Origin of the sequence: Paraburkholderia megapolitana (assembly GCF_007556815.1) — a bacterium.
Lineage (GTDB): Bacteria > Pseudomonadota > Gammaproteobacteria > Burkholderiales > Burkholderiaceae > Paraburkholderia > Paraburkholderia megapolitana.
In genome coordinates, this window is sequence record NZ_CP041745.1 from 3,456,180 (window position 1) to 3,475,515 (window position 19,336).

Below are 19,336 nucleotides of genomic sequence, written 5' to 3' on the forward strand. Positions count from 1 at the left end.
CGAATCAGGTCGCAATTCCATGTCCAGCCAGTCCAGAAACGAAGCTCTCTTCGAACGCGCGCAGATCACTATCCCGGGCGGCGTCAACTCGCCGGTACGCGCGTTCCGCTCGGTCGGCGGTACGCCGCGCTTCATCGAACGCGCCCAGGGCGCGTACTTCTGGGATGCCGATGGCCAGCGCTATATCGACTACATCGGCTCGTGGGGGCCGATGATCGTCGGGCATGTGCATCCGGAGGTGCTCGACGCCGTGCAGCGCGTGCTCGCGAACGGCTTCTCGTTCGGCGCACCGACCGAAGCCGAGATCGAGATCGCCGAAGAGATCTGCAAGCTGGTGCCGTCGATGGAACAGGTCCGCATGGTGTCGAGCGGCACCGAGGCGACGATGAGCGCGCTGCGACTCGCGCGTGGTTTTACGAACCGCAGTCGTATCGTCAAGTTCGAAGGCTGCTATCACGGCCATGCGGATAGCCTGCTCGTGAAAGCCGGCTCCGGCCTGCTGACGTTCGGCAACCCGACTTCCGCGGGTGTGCCGGTCGACATCGCGAAGCACACCACCGTGCTCGAATACAACAACGTCGAAGCCCTCGAAGAAGCGTTCAAGGCATTCGGTAACGAAATCGCTTCGGTGATCGTCGAGCCGGTCGCGGGCAACATGAATCTCGTGCGTGCAACGCCGGCGTTTCTGGCCGCATTGCGGCGCCTGTGCAGCGAGTACGGCGCAGTGCTGATCTTCGACGAAGTGATGTGTGGTTTTCGCGTCGCGCTCGGCGGCGCGCAGGCGGCGTACGGCATCACACCGGATCTCACGTGCCTCGGCAAGGTGATCGGCGGCGGCATGCCCGCGGCCGCATTCGGCGGACGGCGCGACATCATGGCGCATCTCGCCCCGCTCGGCGGTGTCTATCAGGCGGGCACGCTGTCGGGCAATCCGATCGCCGTCGCGGCCGGCCTGAAGACGTTGCAACTCATCCAGGCACCGGGCTTTTACGACACACTCAGTGCGCGCACAACCCGTCTCGTAGAAGGACTCACTGCTGCCGCGCGCGATGCGAAAGTGCCGTTCGCCGCAGATTCAGTCGGTGGCATGTTCGGCCTCTACTTCGCGGCGTCCGTGCCGACGAGCTTTGCCGAAGTCACCCGCTCCGATGTACCGCGCTTCAATGCGTTCTTCCACAAGATGCTCGACGCGGGCGTGTACTTCGCGCCGTCAGCCTACGAAGCGGGCTTCGTATCGATCGCGCACGACGACGCGATCATCGACGCGACAATCGATGCCGCACGCGGCGCGTTCACCGCACTCGCTGCCTGAGCCATGCCGATGTTCTCGCAAACCGATTTCGTCCATATGGAGCGCGCGCTCGCGCTTGCAACGCGCGGCATGTACACGACCGATCCGAATCCGCGGGTCGGTTGCGTACTCGTGAAGGACGGCGCTGTCATTGGCGAAGGCTTTACGCAACCGGCCGGCCAGGATCATGCGGAAGTCCGCGCGTTGAAGGACGCGCGTTCGCGCGGCCAGGACGTGCGCGGTTCGACCGCTTATGTGACGCTCGAGCCGTGCAGCCACTTCGGCCGCACGCCGCCGTGCGCGAATGCGTTGATCGAAGCGCAGGTATCGCGTGTCGTCGCCGCCATGGAAGATCCGAACCCGCAGGTCTCGGGCCGCGGACTCAAGATGCTGCGCGATGCCGGCATCGAAGTGCGCTGTGGCTTGCTCGCGAACGAAGCGCATGAACTGAACATCGGTTTCGTGTCGCGAATGACGCGCGGCCGGCCGTGGGTGCGGATGAAGGTCGCGGCATCGCTCGACGGCCGCACGGGGTTGCCGTCCGGCGCGAGTCAATGGATTACCGGCGAAGCCGCACGCGCCGACGGTCACGCGTGGCGGGCACGCGCATCGGCGATCCTGACCGGCATCGGTACCGTGAGAGAAGACGATCCGCGCATGACGGTGCGCGCAATCGATACGCCGCGCCAGCCGCAACGTGTGCTGATCGATAGCCAGCTCGACGTGCCGCCGGAGGCGAAGATACTGGCCGGCGCGCCGACGTTGATTTTCTGCAGCACGCTCGATGAACGGCTCGCGGAACGCGCTGACGCATTGCGCGCGCGCGGCGCCGAACTCGTGTCGCTCGCCAATGCGGACGGCAAGGTCGATCTGCCGGCGATGCTGCTCGAACTCGGCAAGCGCAATGTCAATGAACTGCATGTCGAAGCCGGCTACAAACTGAATGGCTCGCTGTTGCGCGAAGGTTGTGTCGACGAACTGCTGGTCTATCTCGCGCCGAACCTGCTCGGCGTCGAATCGATGGGGATGTTCAATCTTGCGGCGCCCGATTCGCTCGACGGCCGCGTTCAACTGAATTTTCACGCGGTCGACCGGATCGGCGAGGATCTGCGGGTTCTCGCGCGGTTTGCCGCGCCGCTCGCACGTACCGACTTGCACTGAACAAGGAAACCGCACGATGTTTACCGGAATTGTCGCGGCCGTCGGCCGCATTGCTTCGATCAAGCCGCTCGGCAGCGACGCCGATGCGGGTGTGCGGCTCGTGGTCGAAGCTGGAACGCTCGATCTCGACGATGTCCTGCTTGGCGACAGCATCGCCATTCAAGGTGCGTGCATGACCGTGATCGAAAAGACTGCGCAGTCGTTCGCCGTCGATGTGTCGCGTGAAAGCCTGAACCTCACAGTCGGGCTCGCACAGACCGGCGACGTGAATCTCGAGAAAGCGCTGCGTGCGCACGACCGGTTGGGCGGACATATCGTGTCGGGGCACGTCGATGGGCTCGGTACCGTGACGCGCTTTGCGCCGGTCGGCGAATCGCATGAGCTGCGGGTGCTCGCGCCGCGCGAGCTGGGGCGTTATCTGGCGTACAAGGGGTCGATTACCGTGAACGGTGTGAGCCTGACGGTGAATTCGGTGGACGACCGCGCGGATGGCTGCGAGTTTTCGATCAACCTGATTCCGCATACCGTCGAGGTGACGACGCTCAGGCATCTGGTGGCAGGAGCGAAGGTTAATCTTGAGATCGATATGATTGCGCGGTATGTGGAGCGGATGTTGTCGACGGCGCAAAATATCAGTTGATCGGCGGCCATTGCCGGGAGGTATGAACGAGGGCAAGCATCCACACCGTATCACCCTCAATCTCATAGACAAGCAGATAGCTTTCGTGCGGAATCAACTCGCGGGTGCCGTCGATCCTTCCCCGCCTCCCCAACTCGGGGAAACATTCCAGCTGCGCGGCGGCATCACTGAACAGCTCATCCATCCACGCAGCTGCGGCTGGGTTATCAGCCGCGATGTACTCCCACACGTCGTCCCGATCCTGCTCGGCTTCCGGCGTCCAGACAACCCTCATGCCTTGCTGGCGACACCGGCGCGCCGTTTCGCAAACTTAGCCTCGACTTCGGCATTGGAGCGACCGCTGCCAGCCCGCAACGAGGTGCGGGCGACATCGACCTTGCTGCTCAGAAACTCGTCGTATTCGCGTGCTGCGCGCTGACGTTGTACGAACTCACGCATCAATTCGCGCAATACCTGCGAAGCCGGTCTATGCACTGCTTCTGCTTCTGCCATGAATTCCTCGCGTAACTCAGCTTCAAGCTTCATCGTAAAAACGGCTTCTTTCATCACGGGCGGCTCCATGGTTGCGTCGCACATACTTACTAAGTATATACGTTCTCATTACCTGAGCGCGAGCGCTACCCGTGCATAGTCTCGCTTGCCCGCTCTGGGCAACGTTAAAGCCCCGAGGTCGGTGACCGATCGACCGTTTTCTACGATCAGTACGATGCCAAGAAGTGTGTGTGAGCCAGTACGCACTGGCCTTTAGGCCGTTCGGCCAACGTTCGACGATGGAATTTGCAACCAGCGCAACCTAATATAGTTGTATTCGCATCGGCTCCAGCCCGTCGGCGGCCGGCCCCTGCGTCACGCTGCCGGACCCGGAGGTCCTCATCATGCAGATTGCTAAAGCGGTAATTGGACTAGCTGTCCTGGTCGGCGTAAGCGTTGCTCATGCCGACGGATTCGTCGTCACACAATCGATGTCGAACGGGCGCGAAATGCGCCTCCTCGAACACACTTCCGAATGCGGCGGCGGACCGGGTGCGTTCGTTTACCAGGCCGGTAAGCAAGTCGATCAAACCTGCAATGTCCGCATCACGCCAGCGGGCGCGACGATCATATTGCCGGCGTTCGAGCCGCATATGTTCGTCCCGCGCGACACGCTGTACCAGAACTCGAAGTCATAAGCGGACGTTTGCGGAACACATATTCGATCGTCCCTCGGTGGACCTGAGCCCACCGAGGCGGCCGATCCCCGGCTGCAAGTCGCTCCCCCACCCCATCCCCCGCAGACCCCACTTGCCCGCCAGCTCCAGCTTCATCGAACCGTCCGCAGCCGTCTGAAATCCCCGCCAGGAGGACGCGCCCGTCCGCGTGGCGTAAAATACGCCCTTTCCCGAATTTCACGCCAACATGACGCTCGCCTCCACCCTTGAGATCATCGCCGAACTGAAGGCCGGCCGGATGGTGATTCTCGTCGACGAAGAAGATCGCGAAAACGAGGGTGACCTCGTCATCGCGGCCGAATTCATCACGCCGGAAGCGATCAACTTCATGGCCCGCTACGGTCGCGGCCTGATCTGTCTGACGCTCACGCAGGACCGCTGCAAGCAACTGAACCTGCCGCTGATGACCTACCGCAACGGCACCCAGTACGGCACCGCATTCACGGTCAGCATCGAAGCCGCCGAAGGCGTCACGACCGGCATTTCGGCCGCCGACCGCGCCCGCACGGTCGCCGCCGCCGTGGCGCACGACGCGCGTCCCGAACATATCGTCCAGCCCGGTCACGTGTTCCCGATCATGGCCCAGCCCGGCGGCGTGCTGATGCGCGCCGGCCACACGGAAGCGGGCTGCGACTTCACGGCGCTCGCGGGCCTCACGCCGGCCGCGGTGATCTGCGAGATCATCAAGGACGACGGCACGATGGCGCGCCTGCCCGACCTGCTGGAGTTCGCACAGGAACATAGCCTGAAGATCGGCACGATCGCCGATCTGATCCACTATCGCAGCCGCACCGAATCGATCGTCGAGCGGGTCGCCGAGCGCACGATGCAGACCGCACACGGCCCGTTCCGCGCGGTGATGTTCCGCGATCTGCCGAGCGGCTCGCCGCACATCGCGCTGGTGCGCGGCACGCCCGCGGCGGATCGCGACACACCCGTGCGCGTGCACGAACCGCTGTCGGTGCTCGATCTGCTCGAAGTCGGCGCGTCGACCCACTCGTGGACGCTCGACGCCGCGATGAAGGAAATCGCGCAGTGCGATCTCGGCGTCGTCGTGCTGCTCAACTGCGGCGATTCGCGCGAGCATCTGATCGACGTGTTCAAGGCCTTCGACGAAAAAGAGAAGGCGGACGCACTCAAGCGCCGTCCGGTCGACTTCAAGACCTACGGCATCGGCGCTCAGATCCTGCGCGAACTGGGCGTCGGCAAGATGCAGGTGCTGTCGAACCCGCGCAAGCTCGGTAGCATGTCGGGCTACGGCCTCGAAGTCACCGGCTTCGTACCGATGCCCGGCTGCCCGACGCAAGCTCCGCTGCCGCCCGCCTGATCGAACCACTGACCGGACCCTTTACGCGCATCCGCGCTTCATCCAACACCTACGGACCTCTCATGGAAATCGGACAATATCAACCGAATCTCGACGGTGACGGCCTGCGCGTCGGCATCGTGCAGTCGCGCTTCAACGAACCCGTCTGCAACGGCCTCGCCGATGCATGTATCGAAGAACTCGAACGCCTCGGCGTCACCGGCGAAGACGTGCTGCTCGTCACCGTGCCGGGCGCGCTCGAAATCCCGCTCGCGCTGCAAAAACTCGCCGAAAGCGGCCAGTTCGATGCGCTGATCGCACTTGGCGCCGTGATCCGCGGCGAGACCTATCACTTCGAACTGGTATCGAACGAAAGCGGCGCGGGCATCAGCCGGGTCGCCCTCGACTTCGGCGTGCCGGTCGCCAACGCGGTCCTCACCACCGACACCGACGAACAAGCCGTCGCCCGCATGACCGAAAAGGGCCGCGATGCGGCGCGCGTCGCGGTCGAAATGGCGAACCTTTCGGTTGCGCTCGAACAGCTCGACAGCGATGACGACGACGATGAAGAAGATGAAGACGAAGAAGAGGAACGTGCATGAAGAGCGCTCGCCGACGTTCCCGCGAACTGGCCACGCAGGGGCTGTATCAGTGGCTGCTGTCGGGCGCGCCCGGCGGCGAGATCGATGCGCAGCTGCGTAACGCGCAGGGCTTCGACAAGGCCGACCTCGAGCATCTCGACACGCTGCTGCACGGCGTGATTCGCGAGGCGGATTCGCTCTCCGCCGACCTCACGCCGTGTCTCGACCGTCCGATCGAACAGCTGTCGCCGGTCGAACGCGCAGTGTTGCTGGTCGCTGCCTACGAACTCAAACATCACGTCGATATTCCGTATCGCGTCGTCATCAACGAAGCAGTTGAACTCGCGAAGACGTTCGGCGGCTCGGACGGCTATAAGTATGTGAATGGCGTGCTCGACAAGCTGTCGGCAAAATTGCGCGCCACCGAGACGCAAGCCGCCCGCAAAAGCTAGACGCAGCACACTCCGTCGCGCTGATCCTCCACCCGAAGCCGGTGGATGGATCAGTAGGCGACACAGCGCACTTTCTCGCTGCCCCGCCCGCCTTCGAAACCGGACTCACCGCATGACCACCGTGACCCATCCCCTGTTGCGGCTTGCCGCTCGCGTCGACGCCATTCAGCCTTTCTACGTCATGGAACTGGCGAAGGAAGCCGAGCAGTTGAAGCATGCCGGACGCGACATCATCGATATGGGCATCGGCGAGCCCGATTTCACGGCGCCCGAAGCGGTCGTCGAAGCGGCGGCGAGCGCGCTGCGGCGCGGTGTCACGCAATATACGAGCGCACTCGGTATACGGCCGCTGCGTGAAGCGATCGCGAAGCATTACGCCGATGCATGGGGCGTGGATGTCGACCCGGCACGTATCGTCGTCACGGCGGGTGCATCGGCGGCGTTGCTGCTCGCGTGCGTGGCGCTCGTCGATCGCGACGACGAAGTGCTGATGCCGGACCCGTGCTACCCGTGCAATCGCCATTTCGTCGCAGCCGCCGAAGGCAAACCGGTGCTGGTGCCAAGCGGCCCCGCCCAACGCTTCCAGCTGAGCGCCGCCGATGTCGAGCGCCTCTGGACCGAGCGCACCCGCGGTGTCCTGCTCGCGTCGCCGTCGAACCCGACCGGCACATCGATTGAAGCGGACGAATTGCGGCGCATCGTCGATGCGGTTCGTGCGCGCGGCGGCTTCACGATCGTCGATGAGATCTATCAGGGCTTGAGCTACGGTGAACGGCCGGTATCCGCGCTGTCGCTTGGCGACGATGTCGTCACCGTCAACAGCTTCTCGAAGTACTTTCACATGACCGGCTGGCGCCTGGGCTGGCTCGTCGTTCCGCCGACGCTGATCGATGCATTCGAAAAGCTCGCGCAGAACCTGTTCATCTGCGCGTCGGCGCTCGCACAACATGCAGCGCTCGCGTGCTTCGAACCGGCCACGCTCGCGATCTACGAAGCGCGTCGCCTCGAATTCATGCGCCGGCGCGACTTCATCGCGCCGGCGCTCGAATCGCTTGGCTTCAAGGTCCCTGTGATGCCGGACGGCGCGTTCTATGTGTACGCGGATTGCAGCGGCGTCACGCACCCAGCCGCGGGAAATAGCGCGGAGCTGACGAAGGCGATGCTGCATCAGGCAGGTGTGGTGCTCGTGCCGGGGATGGACTTCGGTACGCACGCGCCGCGGCAACATGTGCGCCTGTCGTACGCGACGGCGCTGCCGAAGCTCGAGGAAGCGGTCGAACGTCTGCACGGGTTGTTCGGCGGGTAGTGTTCTCGCCTACGTACCGACGTAAAAAAAGCACCCGAGGGTGCTTTTTATTTGCCTGCTTGCTGCGATAACTAGACCAGAAGATTCAACCAGCCATCAGGCACCCAGCTCCGACGACGACGTTGCATGCTTCGTAGTAGTCGCCGCATCGTCCTGCTCCGGTGCCTTCGCCGGTGCGTCGGCGGCAACGGTCTTCGCCGTCAGCGGATGCGCCGCATCGAGCGTCACCTGAACGCGCTTGTTCGTGCCGCCATTCGTAACTGCGGCAGTCGTGGCCGACGGAGTTGCAGTCGAGGCTGTCGTCTGCGGTGCATTGACCGGTACCTTGCGACCACGCGCCACGTCCCGCAGACGGCTACGCTCACCCATCACCTTCGCACCGTAACCGCCATCGTCCTGCGACGTCGAACCAACGTACAGACGCAGACCGCCCGGCAGCGAACCGCCGCGCGCGATGCAATCCTTCAGGACCAGTGCACCCACCTTGATGTTCGTCAGCGGTTCGAGCGCAGCGCTCTGCCCACCGAAGTACTGGAACTTGTCGGAGTGGACCTTCGCCATCACCTGCATCAGGCCCTGCGCACCGACGCCGCTTTCGGCGTACGGATTGAAGCCCGATTCGATGGCCATCACCGACAGCAGCAGCAGCGGGTCGAGACCGACTTCGCGGCCGGTGTCGAAGGCTGCCTTCACGAGTTCGCTGACGGGTTCCTGAGCGACGTGGTAGCGGCGCGCGAGGTACGACGCGACGAGATCCTGTTCGCGGGTGGAGACCAGCACACGGTCATCGCGTGCATCGGCGGAGACGCGTTGCGCCGGAATCAGGCGTGCCAGCGAACCAACGCTCGGCAACGTACGCGGATCGAGACCGTTCAGCGAGACCGTTGCGCCACCGCTCGAACCGCTGCCGTCGAAGGCACCGTCGTAGCTCGTGTTGCTCACCGTACCGCTTGTATCGCTCGACGGCGTGCCGGACAACGACAGGGAGTCGTCGGACGACGAGCCGCTAGCCGGCCCGAAGCCCGGCAACGGGTTGCCTTGCAGCAGACGGGCCGGACCCGCCTGCACCGCAGCGGAAATGACCGGCATCAGGCGGGCAGCCATCGCGCCGCGCCATGTCGGCATCAGCCAGAGTGCCAGTGCCAGCAACACGGCGAATCCGCCGACGATGCTGAACAGATGATGACTCATTCGCGTCCCGCGACGCAGCATCGCGCGCACAACTTGCGCAAGGCGTTCATCGGGACGCCACGTTAACCAGGTGTTCATTCAGAAGATCTCCCATGTTGCATGATCCGCGGACCGCCGGACGAGCCGGCAATCGATACATCATTCGCAGATCAAGACGTCGCGCGCTCTGGTTAGGACGACAGCGGCGTCGGGAAAAACGGCATAACCGTTGGGGAACCGTATCGAAGGTCCGCCTGCATGCTCAAAAACCATGCAACCGGGGGTTCCCACACGAAAAACCAGCGTCGAAAGGGCGCTGGCGAGGACGACAAACAGACCGTTGGGAGCCGTGCAGGGGTCGGCTAACGGCGACGCGTTGCGTCTAAAGGACCGGGGGCGGTGGTCGAAAAACTACGGCCCTGCAACCAATGTCGACGGATTCTAGCAGGGTTTTATAGATCGTCAACACTATGGAACGTCACAATCATAACCAAATGTAATAATGAACGGCGTTCAGTCCGATGAAAACCGCATGCCGCATATGTTTCAGGGCGATGGCTTTTTCGCCTTCCAAACGTACGCCACCCAACGCGGGTAAAATTCCCAATCGATCCGGCGCGGCGATTGCATGCCGTCGCTATTCCTCCCTGCCGCGCTACGCGGCCACGATCCGGACCAGATGAAATACAAAGACCTGCGCGACTTCGTTGGCCGTCTCGAAACGCTCGGCGAACTGCGCCGCATCTCGCAAGACGTCTCCCCCGTGCTGGAAATGACCGAGCTGTGCGACCGCGTGCTGCGCGCCGGCGGCCCGGCGCTGCTGTTCGAGGCGAAACGGCAGCACGCGTTCCCGGTGCTCGGCAACCTGTTCGGCACGCCGCGGCGCGTCGCGCTCGGCATGGGCATCGACGCGGGGGCCGGTAACGGCGACGCGGACGCGCTGGAGTCGCTGCGCGACGTCGGCCGTCTGCTGTCGGCGCTGAAGGAGCCGGAGCCGCCCAAGGGCCTGAAAGACGCCGGCAAGCTGCTGTCGCTCGCGAAGGCCGTGTGGGACATGGCGCCGAAGACGGTGAGCTCACCGCCCTGCCAGGAGATCGTCTGGGAAGGCGACGATGTTGACCTCGCAAAACTGCCCATCCAGACCTGCTGGCCCGGCGACGTCGGCCCGCTCATCACCTGGGGCCTCACGGTGACGCGCGGGCCGAACAAGACCCGCCAGAACCTCGGGATCTACCGCCAGCAGCTGATCGGCCGTAACAAGCTGATCATGCGCTGGCTGGCCCACCGCGGCGGCGCACTCGATTTCCGCGAATTCGCGCTCAAGAACCCGGGCCAGCCGTACCCGGTCGCCGTGGTACTCGGCGCCGATCCGGCGACGATACTCGGCGCGGTCACGCCGGTGCCCGACACGCTCTCCGAATACCAGTTCGCGGGGCTGCTGCGCGGCGGGCGTACCGAACTCGCGAAGTGCCTGACGCCGGGCGTCGATACGCTGCAGGTGCCGGCGCGCGCGGAGATCGTACTCGAAGGCTTCATCTATCCGCAGACCGGTACGCCTGCAGCAGCCCCGCCTGGAGCGCCGGCCCGGCCGTCGAAAGGGGCGAGCGCCGCATACGAGCATGCGCTCGAAGGCCCGTACGGCGACCATACCGGCTATTACAACGAGCAGGAGTGGTTTCCGGTGTTTACCGTCGAGCGCATCACGATGCGCCGCGATGCGATCTATCACTCGACCTACACCGGCAAGCCGCCCGACGAACCCGCCGTGCTCGGCGTCGCGCTCAACGAAGTGTTCGTGCCGCTACTGCAAAAGCAGTTCGCCGAGATCACCGACTTCTATCTGCCGCCCGAAGGATGCAGCTACCGGATGGCGATCGTGCAGATGAAGAAGAGCTACCCGGGCCACGCGAAGCGCGTGATGTTCGGCGTATGGAGCTTCCTGCGGCAGTTCATGTATACGAAGTTCATCGTCGTCGTCGACGAGGACGTGAATATCCGCGACTGGAAAGAAGTGATCTGGGCGATCACGACACGTATCGATCCGTCGCGCGACACCGTGCTCGTCGACCGCACGCCGATCGATTACCTCGACTTCGCGTCGCCGGTGGCCGGTCTCGGCTCGAAGATGGGGCTCGACGCGACCAGCAAGTGGCCCGGCGAAACTGATCGCGAATGGGGCCGCCCGATCGCCATGGATCCCGCCGTCAAACAGCGCATCGACGTGCTGTGGAACGAGCTTGGCCTTTGAGCGCGAAGCTTGGGGCTGAATACCAACAACAATAGTGATACGTGATTCCCATGCATGTGCTGTCGATGTTGTCGGACGGTTTTTTCCTGTCGCTTTCGTTGTGCCTCGATATCGGCCTCGTCAACGTGGCGGTCATCTCGCTGACGTTGTCGCATGGCTTCAGACCCGGTTTCTGGCTCGGACTCGGCTCGTGCTTCGGCGACCTGCTGTATGCGGCACTGGCGCTCGCGGGGATGGCGGCGCTGTTGCAGTTCGATGCGGTGCGCTGGATCGTGTGGATCGGCGGTGCGGCGATCCTGCTGTTCCTCACGTGGAAGATGGCGCGTGAAGCGCTGTATCCGGCGTCGGCGCCGCCGGTCGAAGGCGAAGCCGATGCGGCGGCTCCACATCTGGGCGCATGGCGCGGCTTCGTGCGCGGCGCGCTGCTGGCGATCTCGTCGCCGAGCGCGATCCTGTGGTTTGCCGCGGTAGGCGGCGCGCTGATCGCGAAGGCGGGCGCCACTACCGCTCCGACGGCAGCGATTTTTCTCGGTGGCTTCTTTCTCGGCGGGCTCGCCTGGACGCTCTTTCTATGCGGCCTTGCGAGCCACGGACGCAAGCGCGCCGGCACTCGCCTGCTGCGCGCATGTCACGTGCTGTCGGCGCTGCTGTTCGCGTATTTCTCGTATAGCGTGATCGTCAACGGGTATCGAGATCTGATCGTGCACGCTGTGCCGGTGCACTAGGCCGATTGCAGCAGCAGGCAATCCAGCCGCGGCAATAAAAACGGCGCAACGCGGCGCACTAGCCTGCGTTGCGCCGTATGGCGCTAAACCTGAATGGTTGCGACGGACTGTCGCGCCGCGCGGGTTATCCCCGCGCCACGCTTAACGGCGCCAGTAACCGTGGCCGTAACCGCCGTGACCGTAGTAACCGCCGCGGTAGTAGCCGCGACCATAGTACGGGTGACCGTAGTAGCCGTAGCCGCCATAACCACCGTAGCCTACGACAACCGGCGGCGCATAGACCGGCGGCGGCGCGTAATACACCGGCGCCGGCGGTGCGTAGTACACCGGGGGCGGAGCCGCGTAGACAGGATAGGCAGGCGCGATTGGAATGCCGAGGCCGATCCCGATCGACACGTGAGCCTCGGCAGCGGTGGTGAACCCCGCGGCAAGCGCGGCGGCAACGATGAACGGAACGATCTTTTTCACTTCTCTTCTCCTGGCGGCACGGCCAGGATGGTCGTGTCGCAAAACGGGCGTGCTCTGGAATTCACTCTATCCAAAAAGCGCTTACCCCGCTTTATGCATTTGTTGCAAATTGCAATCGGTGCGACAGCCTTACGTCCGACGATTCAGCGTTCGCGCAGCAAAATGCGGTGCAGAGTGCCGAAAATCAAGGGTTTGCGCGATGTGGCACCGCGCTGCGGACGGTTTTACCGATGTAGATGGGCGCGGATCGTGCGTCCTCGGTAATGTTTCATTACAAATGAACTGCAAGCTGGCATCTCGCGCAAACCTTGGTCTTTACACTGCTCTTCAAGAGCAGAAGCCCGGCTCGCAAGCCGGGCTCCGATCTGCTGCGCTCACGCGTCAGCGGCGTTAGCCCACTTTCACATAGATGAATTCACGGCTCACGCTCGGTGGCACATACCCGCCGCTGATCCGGACCCGTGGCTTCAGACGCTTCTTCTGATCCCACCAGCGCCGGCGCTGGCTATGGGTTAGAAACCGCAAGTGCTTTCGGTACGAAAAGATGCTCATGGCGACCTCTCGAATCGGACTGCGACGGGGAAAATCGATGGCGACGACCTACCTGATGTAACGAACATAGTGGCGATTGTGAGCAGTTTCCAGACCCGCGGGCGACGCCATGCCGCATGTCCGGCAGCCCCTGCCATATCGACTGAAAACAGACTGACGAAAGCCGCAACGCCACCGCGGATCGGCGATACTCGACATTTGCGCCCTCTTTCAGTCATCCTGTCTGGAGCAGAACTCATGTCGCAGCCCTCGTTGCCGCGCCTCGGTTTTATCGGCGCGGGCCGACTCGCTCGTTGCCTTGCGCGTGGCTTTGCGCGGGCCGGTTATCCGGTCAGCGCAATCGCCAGCCGTACGTCCGGTAGCGCGCAGGCACTCGCCTCACAACTCGAGCGCTGTCAGGCATCCGACGATCCGCAGAAAGTCCTCGAAGCGGCCGATATCGTCTTTCTAACCGTCCCCGACGACAGCATCGGTACGACAGCGAACACACTTCGCTTCGGCGCTGCTGCCGGCACGGCGGCCTGGGGTCTCGTGCATTGCAGCGGCGCGTCGCCGGTCGAACTGCTGGCGCCGGCGCGCGATCAGGGTGTGGCGATCGGCGGTTTTCATCCACTGTACCTGTTCGGCGGAGAACTCGCCGACCTCGAGCGCATCGCTGGCTGCTCGGTGACGATCGAGGCCGACGGGGCGCTCCACGAAGCGTTGACGGCGCTCGTCGGCGCGCTGCGCTGCCATCCGCTGTCGATCCCGGCGGGCGGCCGCATGCTCTACCACGCGGCTGCGCACTATGCGGCAAGCTTTGCGCTGTGCAGCCTCTCCGAGTGCGTCAATTTGTGGCGCACGCTTGGTTTCGACGAAGCCGACGCGCTACGCGCCGTGCTGCCGATGCTCGCCGGCACCATCGAAACCGCTCGCGACAAAGGCCTGCCTGGCGCACTCGCCGGCCCGATTTCGCGCGGCGATACCGGCGTCGTGCAGAAGCAACTGACATTGCTCGAAGAGCTGGGCGGCGACCACGCAGCGCTATACGCGCTGCTGTCCCGACGCGGCGTCGAACTCGCGCGTCGCCGGCCGGTTCCGCCCGCGGCCATCGATGCCATTGCGCGCGCCGTCGAGGAATCGCTCGCGCGCTCGCTGAATCAGGTGCCGGCAGGTGCAAGCGTCAAGTAAGCCGTGATAATGTGACGACCGGCGCAGCGCAGCGCGCCCCGGGACCCTCAACGAGAACGCACAATGATCAAGGTCAGCATCTTCTATCCGTATCGGGAGAATGGTCGCTTCGACGTGGACTATTACTGCGGCACACATATGCCGCTTGCGGCCAGGCTGTTCGGGACGGCGCTGAAAGGCTGGTCGGTCGATATCGGTGTGAATGCGGGGCCGCCTGGATCGGCGCCGCCCTACGTCGCGGCAGGTCATTTTCTGTTCGACACCGCCGATGCGTTCTATGAAGTGTTCACGCCGGTGTCCGCACAGCTGCTGGACGACATTCCGAATTACACCGACGGTGGCAATGGCCAGATCCTGATCAGCGAGATCCGGGTTTCGGTCTAGCCGCCGTTAGTCGTGCCGAGGCAGGTTTGCCCGGCGCGGCGCGATATGTCCGGCTTGCACGCTGGATCAACAGAAGTCCTGCATAGCCACCGGCCCATGCGGACAGCACCTGAAGCAAAGAGGACACAAGATGTTCGGCGAGATCGCCCGCTTTCTGCTCAATACCGTTTTCACCCTGTTCGGCGCCGTGCTGATATTGCGCGCGTGGCTACAGGTCGTGCGCCTGCCGCCGTACAACCCTGTGTCGAATGGGGTGCTGCAGGCAACCAACTGGCTCGTGTTGCCGCTGCGCCGCGTGATTCCCGGCACGCGCGGTATCGACTGGGCGAGCATCGTCGCCGCACTGCTCACGGCGATCGTCTATGTGGTGCTGATGGTCGTGACCTCCGGCGTCGATCCGCTCTCGATCATGCCGGTGCTGCTGATCGTCGCACTGCTCACGCTGCTGAAATGGGCGCTCAATCTGATCATCTGGCTAACCATCTTGATGGCGCTGCTGTCGTGGCTCAATCCGCGCTCGCCGGCGATGCCGATCCTGCATCAACTGACCGCGCCGTTTCTGAATCCGCTGCGCCGTTTCGTGCCGCAAGTCGGCGGTATCGATCTGTCGCCGATCGTGCTGTTCGTGATCGTGCAGGTTCTGCTGATGATCGTTACGCGGGCTGCGGTTTCGTTGACGTTGTTTGGGATTTGAGTTGAGTTGACGCGCTGCGTGCGGCGATGGGTCGTGCGTGGCGCGAGTTGTGACTTTGCTTGCCATGCAGCGGGTTCCTGAATTGCGCAAACGGGCAAAATCCGCGTAGAATGGCGCGCTCTGCGGGCGTCGTATAATGGCCATTACCCTAGCTTCCCAAGCTAGAGACGTGGGTTCGATTCCCATCGCCCGCTCCAGCAGTTGCCGTCCGAACGCCCCTCCCCCCGCTGCTATAATCCGCGCCTGACCGGCCGTCCCGCCTGGGCGACGCCCTGCTTGCCCTGTTAATTTGTTGTTGTCCTCGATGATGATTCACGACCCGAACGAAGCTGGCCCACTCGACGCCGCTAACCCCGACACGCCCGAAGCAACAGACACACCGGAAGCGCTCCATCTGCGCCGCATCCGCAGTTTCGTGACGCGCGCGGGACGTGTGTCCACTGGCCAGCGCCGCGCGCTCGATGAATTCGGGCCGCGCTTCGTCGTGCCGTATACAGATACGCAACCGGATTGGGACGCGGTATTCGGCAGACAGGCGTCACGCGTGCTGGAGATCGGCTTCGGCATGGGCGCGACGACCGCCGAGATCGCAACGCATCGCGCGGGCGAGGATTTTCTCGGTGTCGAAGTGCACGAACCAGGCGTCGGTGCACTGCTGAAACTGATCGGCGAGCAGACCCTCACGAACATCCGCATCATCCAGCACGATGCAGTCGAAGTACTGGAGCAGATGATCGCGCCGGACAGTCTCGACGGCGTGCACATCTTCTTTCCCGACCCGTGGCACAAGGCGCGTCATCACAAACGCCGGTTGATCCAGCCGAAGTTCGTCGCGCTGCTCGTCTCGCGTCTTAAACCCGGCGCATATCTTCATTGCGCGACCGACTGGCAGAACTACGCGGAACAGATGCTCGAAGTGCTCAGTGCAGAACCTGCGCTCGCCAATACCGCCGACGGCTACGCGCCACGCCCCGACTATCGTCCGGTGACGAAGTTCGAACGTCGGGGGTTACAGCTTGGCCACGGTGTTTGGGATCTGGTCTTCAAGCGCCGCGATACGATCTGAATACGGCCTGAATACGATCTGAATACGGCCTGAAAACAAAAAAGTCCGCATGCGTGAACAAACGCATGCGGACTTTTTTATTCGCCATCGCGCGATCTCACGATCGCGCGGCCAACGCTACGCCCAACCCAACCCACCGCTATAACCGACCAGCAGAATCAGTAAGCCGAAACCAATCCGGTACCACGCGAACACCGTGAAGTCATGCGTGGCGATGTAGCGCAACAACCAGCGCACGCACGCAAACGCACTCACGAACGCCGCGACAAAACCGATCGTGAACGTGCCGAGCATATCCGCCGACAACTGATGCCAGCTCTTCGCCATTTCATAGAAGGTCGCGCCGAAGATGATCGGGATCGCGAGGAAGAAAGAGAACTCGGTGGCGACACGCCGGTCGAGCCCAAACAGCATCCCACCGATGATCGTCGAGCCCGAGCGCGACATGCCCGGAATCAACGCGCAGCACTGAGCGACACCGACCTTAAGCGCATCGAGTGGCCGCAGATCGTCGATTGCCTGCACGCGCGCGGGTACATCGCCGCGCTCGCGCTTGCGTGACTCCACCCACAGAATCAGCACACCGCCCGCGACCAGCGCGAACGCAACGGGCACCGGCGAGAACAGCGCCGATTTGATCGCCTTCTCGAATAGCAGGCCAAGCACGACCGCGGGGATCGTCGCGATGATCACATTCAGTGCGAAGCGCCGCGCGTCGGGCCGCGTGGGCAGGCCTGCAACCACACTGCCGATCCGCCGGCGATATTCCCAGCACACCGCGAGAATCGCGCCGAGTTGAATGACGACATCGAAGGTTTTGGCGTGTTCGTCGGTGAAATCGAGCAGGCTGCCCGCGACGATCAGATGGCCGGTGCTCGACACCGGCAGAAACTCAGTCAAGCCTTCGACAACGCCGAGAATCAGCGCCTTGCAGATCAATATCCAATCCATCGGTGGCCCTTGTCGCTAGGAAAATCGGTGACCGGGGCCGTGACGCGAAACGACAGCTAGAACAACAGCGATCACCGAGACGCGGCCCCAACGGCCGCGCCCGTCGTCATTTTTCGACGATCTGTACGCGTATGCCGTTTGTAAGGATAGTGATTGTACCGGGTTCGTAGTGCACACCGGCAAATTGCAGCTGTTCGGGCTTGAACGTGTAGATCGGATAATTGGTGAGGAGCTGGGTGGCGAGCAGCCCGGCCGCCGCATTGATCTGCTGGCTATAGGCCTGCGCGCCGCTGCTTACGTTGACGTTATCGACGTGCGGCGACACCAGCACGACGGAGTGGCTGGCGCTGTCGTAGGCGAGCTGGCTCGACAGCGTGAATATGCCGTCTACGGGCTGCTGCAGGAACGGGCTCGCGAGATGCGCATCGAGTTGCACCGAGATGCGGTTCGTGTCCGGCAGCAAACCGACGACCGGATTCTTCAACGCGACGTCGAAGAGCTGCGACATCGTGTGCTGATACGGAAACTTCCGTTGCACCGCGTCCTGCACCTGCTGTTGCGAAAACGTGTAGTGCGAGGGGATGAACGGAAACGTCGACGACGCGCAGGCCGCGAGCGAGACAGAAACCGCCGTGGCCGCCCACGCGGTAAGCAGGAAACGACGCCGGGCAGGCGACGGGAATCGAGTCATGCGGGTTCTCCGGTTAAAGCTGACACAGCGGTTGGGTTGGCACACCGCGCGCCGACATCGTCGCTTTACTATCGGGCCGGGTGTGCGATTCGAGTTGCGTAAGCCACGCGAGCGCTTCGCCGCGCGTAGTGCCGCACATTTCCATCTGCGGCTGCAGGCCCGAACAGCACGCGGGCCGCTCGGGCTGGCCGAAGATCGCGCAGCGCAGATCGTCGCCGAGCTGCACACAGCGTATGCCCGCGGGTTTGCCGTCGGGCATACCGGGGATGGCGCTCGAGATGGAAGGTGCAATACAACAGGCACCGCAGTCAGGGCGGCAATGCATATTTCCCTTTGTCTGGGAGGGTCCGGGTTCGGTCCGCTCTGTGCGTTCGCGGAGCAGAAGAAATTCCGTTACCGTGGCTACCGGGAGGCTTCGGGGTATGCCACGATTACGGGGCCAGGACCTTCATGAGGTTGCGCTCGCTCGATGCGAGAGCACGATGATAACCAATCCGCCGTTCTGACCGGCATTCGAGCCCGACGAATGAAACATCAGACCACGCTGCTGGGAGCGGTTCTCTTGCTGGCCATGTGTGCGGCGCCGCATGCAGACGCCACGTCGGTCAAGGTCGACGGGGGCAACATCATCATGATCGACGATGCGGGCTCCGCGCGACCGCTGACCACCGGCGGCCTTGATTCCGATCCCGTGCTGTCCCCCGACCATCTGTCGATCGTCTTCGTTCGTCGAACGCCCCATCGCATGGTCGACACCGCATCCGGGGCGCAAAGCGCCGACGAGGTATGGGTGACGCATATCGATGGAACGGCGCAGCGTCGACTGGTCGAAGGCGCCGGCGCGGAAGATCCGAAGCGCACGCTCGCCGCCCTCAGTTCGCCGTCTTTCTCTCCCGACGGACAGACCATTTACTTCACGAGCGCCGCGTGGGTCACCTCCGGCGCGATTCACTCGGTCGAGCTGTCGAGCGGCAAGGAGCGGTTTGTCACTGACGGGAATTCTCTGGAAGTCATCCCCGCGGGCAAGTATCGAGGCGATCTCATTGTGAACAAGCACAAGTACTGGCTGGCGAGCGGTTCCTACGACTGGTACTGGCTCGTTTCGCCAGCAGGCAAGGAGATTGCGCCGATCGGTCCCGACGACGAAAGCGTCGAGGAATTCAGGTCCTTGTTTGTGAAGTGAATTCCTCCGACCGACGGGCCTGCGGCGCGCTGTACATGCTGTCCGGAGCGGGAGCACCTTGCCTGGTCGGCCGATTTCGGACATAATCC

22 protein-coding genes and 1 tRNA gene are annotated in these 19,336 nt (G+C 63.2%); 16 read left to right on the forward strand and 7 right to left on the reverse strand.

The window, feature by feature from the left end; all coding sequences use genetic code 11:
- Positions 1-19 precede the first annotated feature (19 nt).
- From hemL to FNZ07_RS28690, 3 genes are read left to right on the forward strand one after another with little or no spacing between them, the layout of a single operon-like run.
- Positions 20-1,312: a glutamate-1-semialdehyde 2,1-aminomutase gene (hemL, locus tag FNZ07_RS28680; protein ID WP_091011377.1), complete on the forward strand. Its 1,293-nt coding sequence runs from the start codon at positions 20-22 to the stop codon at positions 1,310-1,312.
- Between the two features lie 9 nt (positions 1,313-1,321).
- Positions 1,322-2,452 carry a bifunctional diaminohydroxyphosphoribosylaminopyrimidine deaminase/5-amino-6-(5-phosphoribosylamino)uracil reductase RibD gene (gene ribD, locus FNZ07_RS28685; RefSeq protein WP_091011635.1) on the forward strand — a complete coding sequence of 377 codons (1,131 nt, stop codon included), beginning with the start codon at positions 1,322-1,324 and terminating at the stop codon, positions 2,450-2,452.
- Positions 2,453-2,468: 16 nt separating this feature from the next.
- The gene (locus FNZ07_RS28690) at positions 2,469-3,092 is read left to right on the forward strand and encodes a riboflavin synthase (protein ID WP_091011376.1); all 624 of its coding nucleotides are present in this window, start codon (positions 2,469-2,471) and stop codon (positions 3,090-3,092) included.
- Here FNZ07_RS28690 and FNZ07_RS28695 read toward each other — a convergent pair.
- Both FNZ07_RS28695 and FNZ07_RS28700 read right to left on the reverse strand, forming a co-directional pair.
- Positions 3,085-3,366 carry a type II toxin-antitoxin system RelE/ParE family toxin gene (locus FNZ07_RS28695; protein ID WP_091011375.1) on the reverse strand — a complete coding sequence of 94 codons (282 nt, stop codon included), beginning with the start codon at positions 3,364-3,366 and terminating at the stop codon, positions 3,085-3,087. The genes FNZ07_RS28690 and FNZ07_RS28695 overlap by 8 nt on opposite strands.
- Positions 3,363-3,638, reverse strand: a complete 276-nt coding sequence (locus tag FNZ07_RS28700) for an antitoxin of toxin-antitoxin stability system (RefSeq protein ID WP_432711258.1) — start codon at positions 3,636-3,638, stop codon at positions 3,363-3,365. Before FNZ07_RS28700 ends, FNZ07_RS28695 begins: the two co-directional genes overlap by 4 nt.
- A gap of 329 nt (positions 3,639-3,967) precedes the next feature.
- Between FNZ07_RS28700 and FNZ07_RS28705 the strand changes: the two genes are divergently transcribed.
- From FNZ07_RS28705 to FNZ07_RS28725, 5 genes are all read left to right on the forward strand, one after another.
- Positions 3,968-4,261, forward strand: coding sequence for a hypothetical protein (locus FNZ07_RS28705; RefSeq protein ID WP_091011374.1), 294 nt, complete (start codon positions 3,968-3,970; stop codon positions 4,259-4,261).
- A 226-nt stretch (positions 4,262-4,487) separates the two neighbouring features.
- The gene (gene ribBA / locus FNZ07_RS28710; protein ID WP_091011373.1) at positions 4,488-5,627 is read left to right on the forward strand and encodes a bifunctional 3,4-dihydroxy-2-butanone-4-phosphate synthase/GTP cyclohydrolase II; all 1,140 of its coding nucleotides are present in this window, start codon (positions 4,488-4,490) and stop codon (positions 5,625-5,627) included.
- Positions 5,628-5,689: 62 nt separating this feature from the next.
- Positions 5,690-6,208 carry a 6,7-dimethyl-8-ribityllumazine synthase gene (gene ribH / locus FNZ07_RS28715; RefSeq protein WP_091011372.1) on the forward strand — a complete coding sequence of 173 codons (519 nt, stop codon included), beginning with the start codon at positions 5,690-5,692 and terminating at the stop codon, positions 6,206-6,208.
- On the forward strand, positions 6,205-6,639 hold the full coding sequence (gene nusB / locus FNZ07_RS28720) for a transcription antitermination factor NusB (protein ID WP_091011371.1): 435 nt from the start codon (positions 6,205-6,207) through the stop codon (positions 6,637-6,639). Before ribH ends, nusB begins: the two co-directional genes overlap by 4 nt.
- Before the next feature lie 112 nt (positions 6,640-6,751).
- Complete coding sequence (locus FNZ07_RS28725) at positions 6,752-7,945, forward strand: pyridoxal phosphate-dependent aminotransferase (protein ID WP_091011370.1); 1,194 nt, start codon at positions 6,752-6,754, stop codon at positions 7,943-7,945.
- A 96-nt stretch (positions 7,946-8,041) separates the two neighbouring features.
- On the opposite strand, the gene FNZ07_RS28730 is transcribed toward FNZ07_RS28725, so the two are convergent.
- Positions 8,042-9,214 carry a transglycosylase SLT domain-containing protein gene (locus FNZ07_RS28730; RefSeq protein WP_091011369.1) on the reverse strand — a complete coding sequence of 391 codons (1,173 nt, stop codon included), beginning with the start codon at positions 9,212-9,214 and terminating at the stop codon, positions 8,042-8,044.
- Between the two features lie 580 nt (positions 9,215-9,794).
- Here FNZ07_RS28730 and FNZ07_RS28735 point away from each other — a divergent pair.
- Together FNZ07_RS28735 and FNZ07_RS28740 are read left to right on the forward strand one after the other, a co-directional pair.
- A complete protein-coding gene (locus FNZ07_RS28735) occupies positions 9,795-11,363 on the forward strand; it encodes a UbiD family decarboxylase (RefSeq protein ID WP_091011633.1) in 1,569 nt (522 codons plus the stop codon).
- Positions 11,364-11,413: 50 nt separating this feature from the next.
- Positions 11,414-12,088: a LysE family translocator gene (locus FNZ07_RS28740; protein WP_091011368.1), complete on the forward strand. Its 675-nt coding sequence runs from the start codon at positions 11,414-11,416 to the stop codon at positions 12,086-12,088.
- A 141-nt stretch (positions 12,089-12,229) separates the two neighbouring features.
- On the opposite strand, the gene FNZ07_RS28745 is transcribed toward FNZ07_RS28740, so the two are convergent.
- On the reverse strand, positions 12,230-12,556 hold the full coding sequence (locus tag FNZ07_RS28745; protein WP_091011367.1) for a hypothetical protein: 327 nt from the start codon (positions 12,554-12,556) through the stop codon (positions 12,230-12,232).
- Positions 12,557-13,345: 789 nt separating this feature from the next.
- Between FNZ07_RS28745 and FNZ07_RS28750 the strand changes: the two genes are divergently transcribed.
- From FNZ07_RS28750 to trmB, 5 genes are all read left to right on the forward strand, one after another.
- On the forward strand, positions 13,346-14,278 hold the full coding sequence (locus FNZ07_RS28750) for a Rossmann-like and DUF2520 domain-containing protein (RefSeq protein ID WP_091011366.1): 933 nt from the start codon (positions 13,346-13,348) through the stop codon (positions 14,276-14,278).
- Positions 14,279-14,341: 63 nt separating this feature from the next.
- Positions 14,342-14,662 (forward strand): EthD family reductase, encoded by a 321-nt coding sequence (locus FNZ07_RS28755; protein WP_091011365.1) that lies wholly within the window; start codon positions 14,342-14,344, stop codon positions 14,660-14,662.
- 130 nt (positions 14,663-14,792) lie between these two features.
- Positions 14,793-15,356 carry a YggT family protein gene (locus tag FNZ07_RS28760; protein ID WP_091011364.1) on the forward strand — a complete coding sequence of 188 codons (564 nt, stop codon included), beginning with the start codon at positions 14,793-14,795 and terminating at the stop codon, positions 15,354-15,356.
- Between the two features lie 122 nt (positions 15,357-15,478).
- Positions 15,479-15,553: transfer RNA gene (locus FNZ07_RS28765), tRNA-Gly, on the forward strand.
- Between the two features lie 110 nt (positions 15,554-15,663).
- Positions 15,664-16,422, forward strand: a complete 759-nt coding sequence (gene trmB / locus FNZ07_RS28770) for a tRNA (guanosine(46)-N7)-methyltransferase TrmB (protein ID WP_091011363.1) — start codon at positions 15,664-15,666, stop codon at positions 16,420-16,422.
- A gap of 117 nt (positions 16,423-16,539) precedes the next feature.
- Here the strand turns inward: trmB and FNZ07_RS28775 are convergent, their stop codons facing one another.
- The 3 genes from FNZ07_RS28775 to FNZ07_RS28785 all read right to left on the reverse strand — a co-directional run bounded on the left by FNZ07_RS28775 (position 16,540) and on the right by FNZ07_RS28785 (position 18,389).
- On the reverse strand, positions 16,540-17,373 hold the full coding sequence (locus FNZ07_RS28775) for an undecaprenyl-diphosphate phosphatase (protein WP_091011362.1): 834 nt from the start codon (positions 17,371-17,373) through the stop codon (positions 16,540-16,542).
- Positions 17,374-17,479: 106 nt separating this feature from the next.
- Positions 17,480-18,064 (reverse strand): DUF1439 domain-containing protein, encoded by a 585-nt coding sequence (locus tag FNZ07_RS28780; protein ID WP_091011361.1) that lies wholly within the window; start codon positions 18,062-18,064, stop codon positions 17,480-17,482.
- Positions 18,065-18,077: 13 nt separating this feature from the next.
- Positions 18,078-18,389, reverse strand: coding sequence for a YkgJ family cysteine cluster protein (locus FNZ07_RS28785; RefSeq protein ID WP_091011360.1), 312 nt, complete (start codon positions 18,387-18,389; stop codon positions 18,078-18,080).
- Between the two features lie 201 nt (positions 18,390-18,590).
- On the opposite strand from FNZ07_RS28785, the gene FNZ07_RS28790 reads away from it, so the two are divergent.
- On the forward strand, positions 18,591-19,247 hold the full coding sequence (locus FNZ07_RS28790) for a TolB family protein (protein WP_170275850.1): 657 nt from the start codon (positions 18,591-18,593) through the stop codon (positions 19,245-19,247).
- The last annotated feature ends 89 nt before the right edge of the window (positions 19,248-19,336 follow it).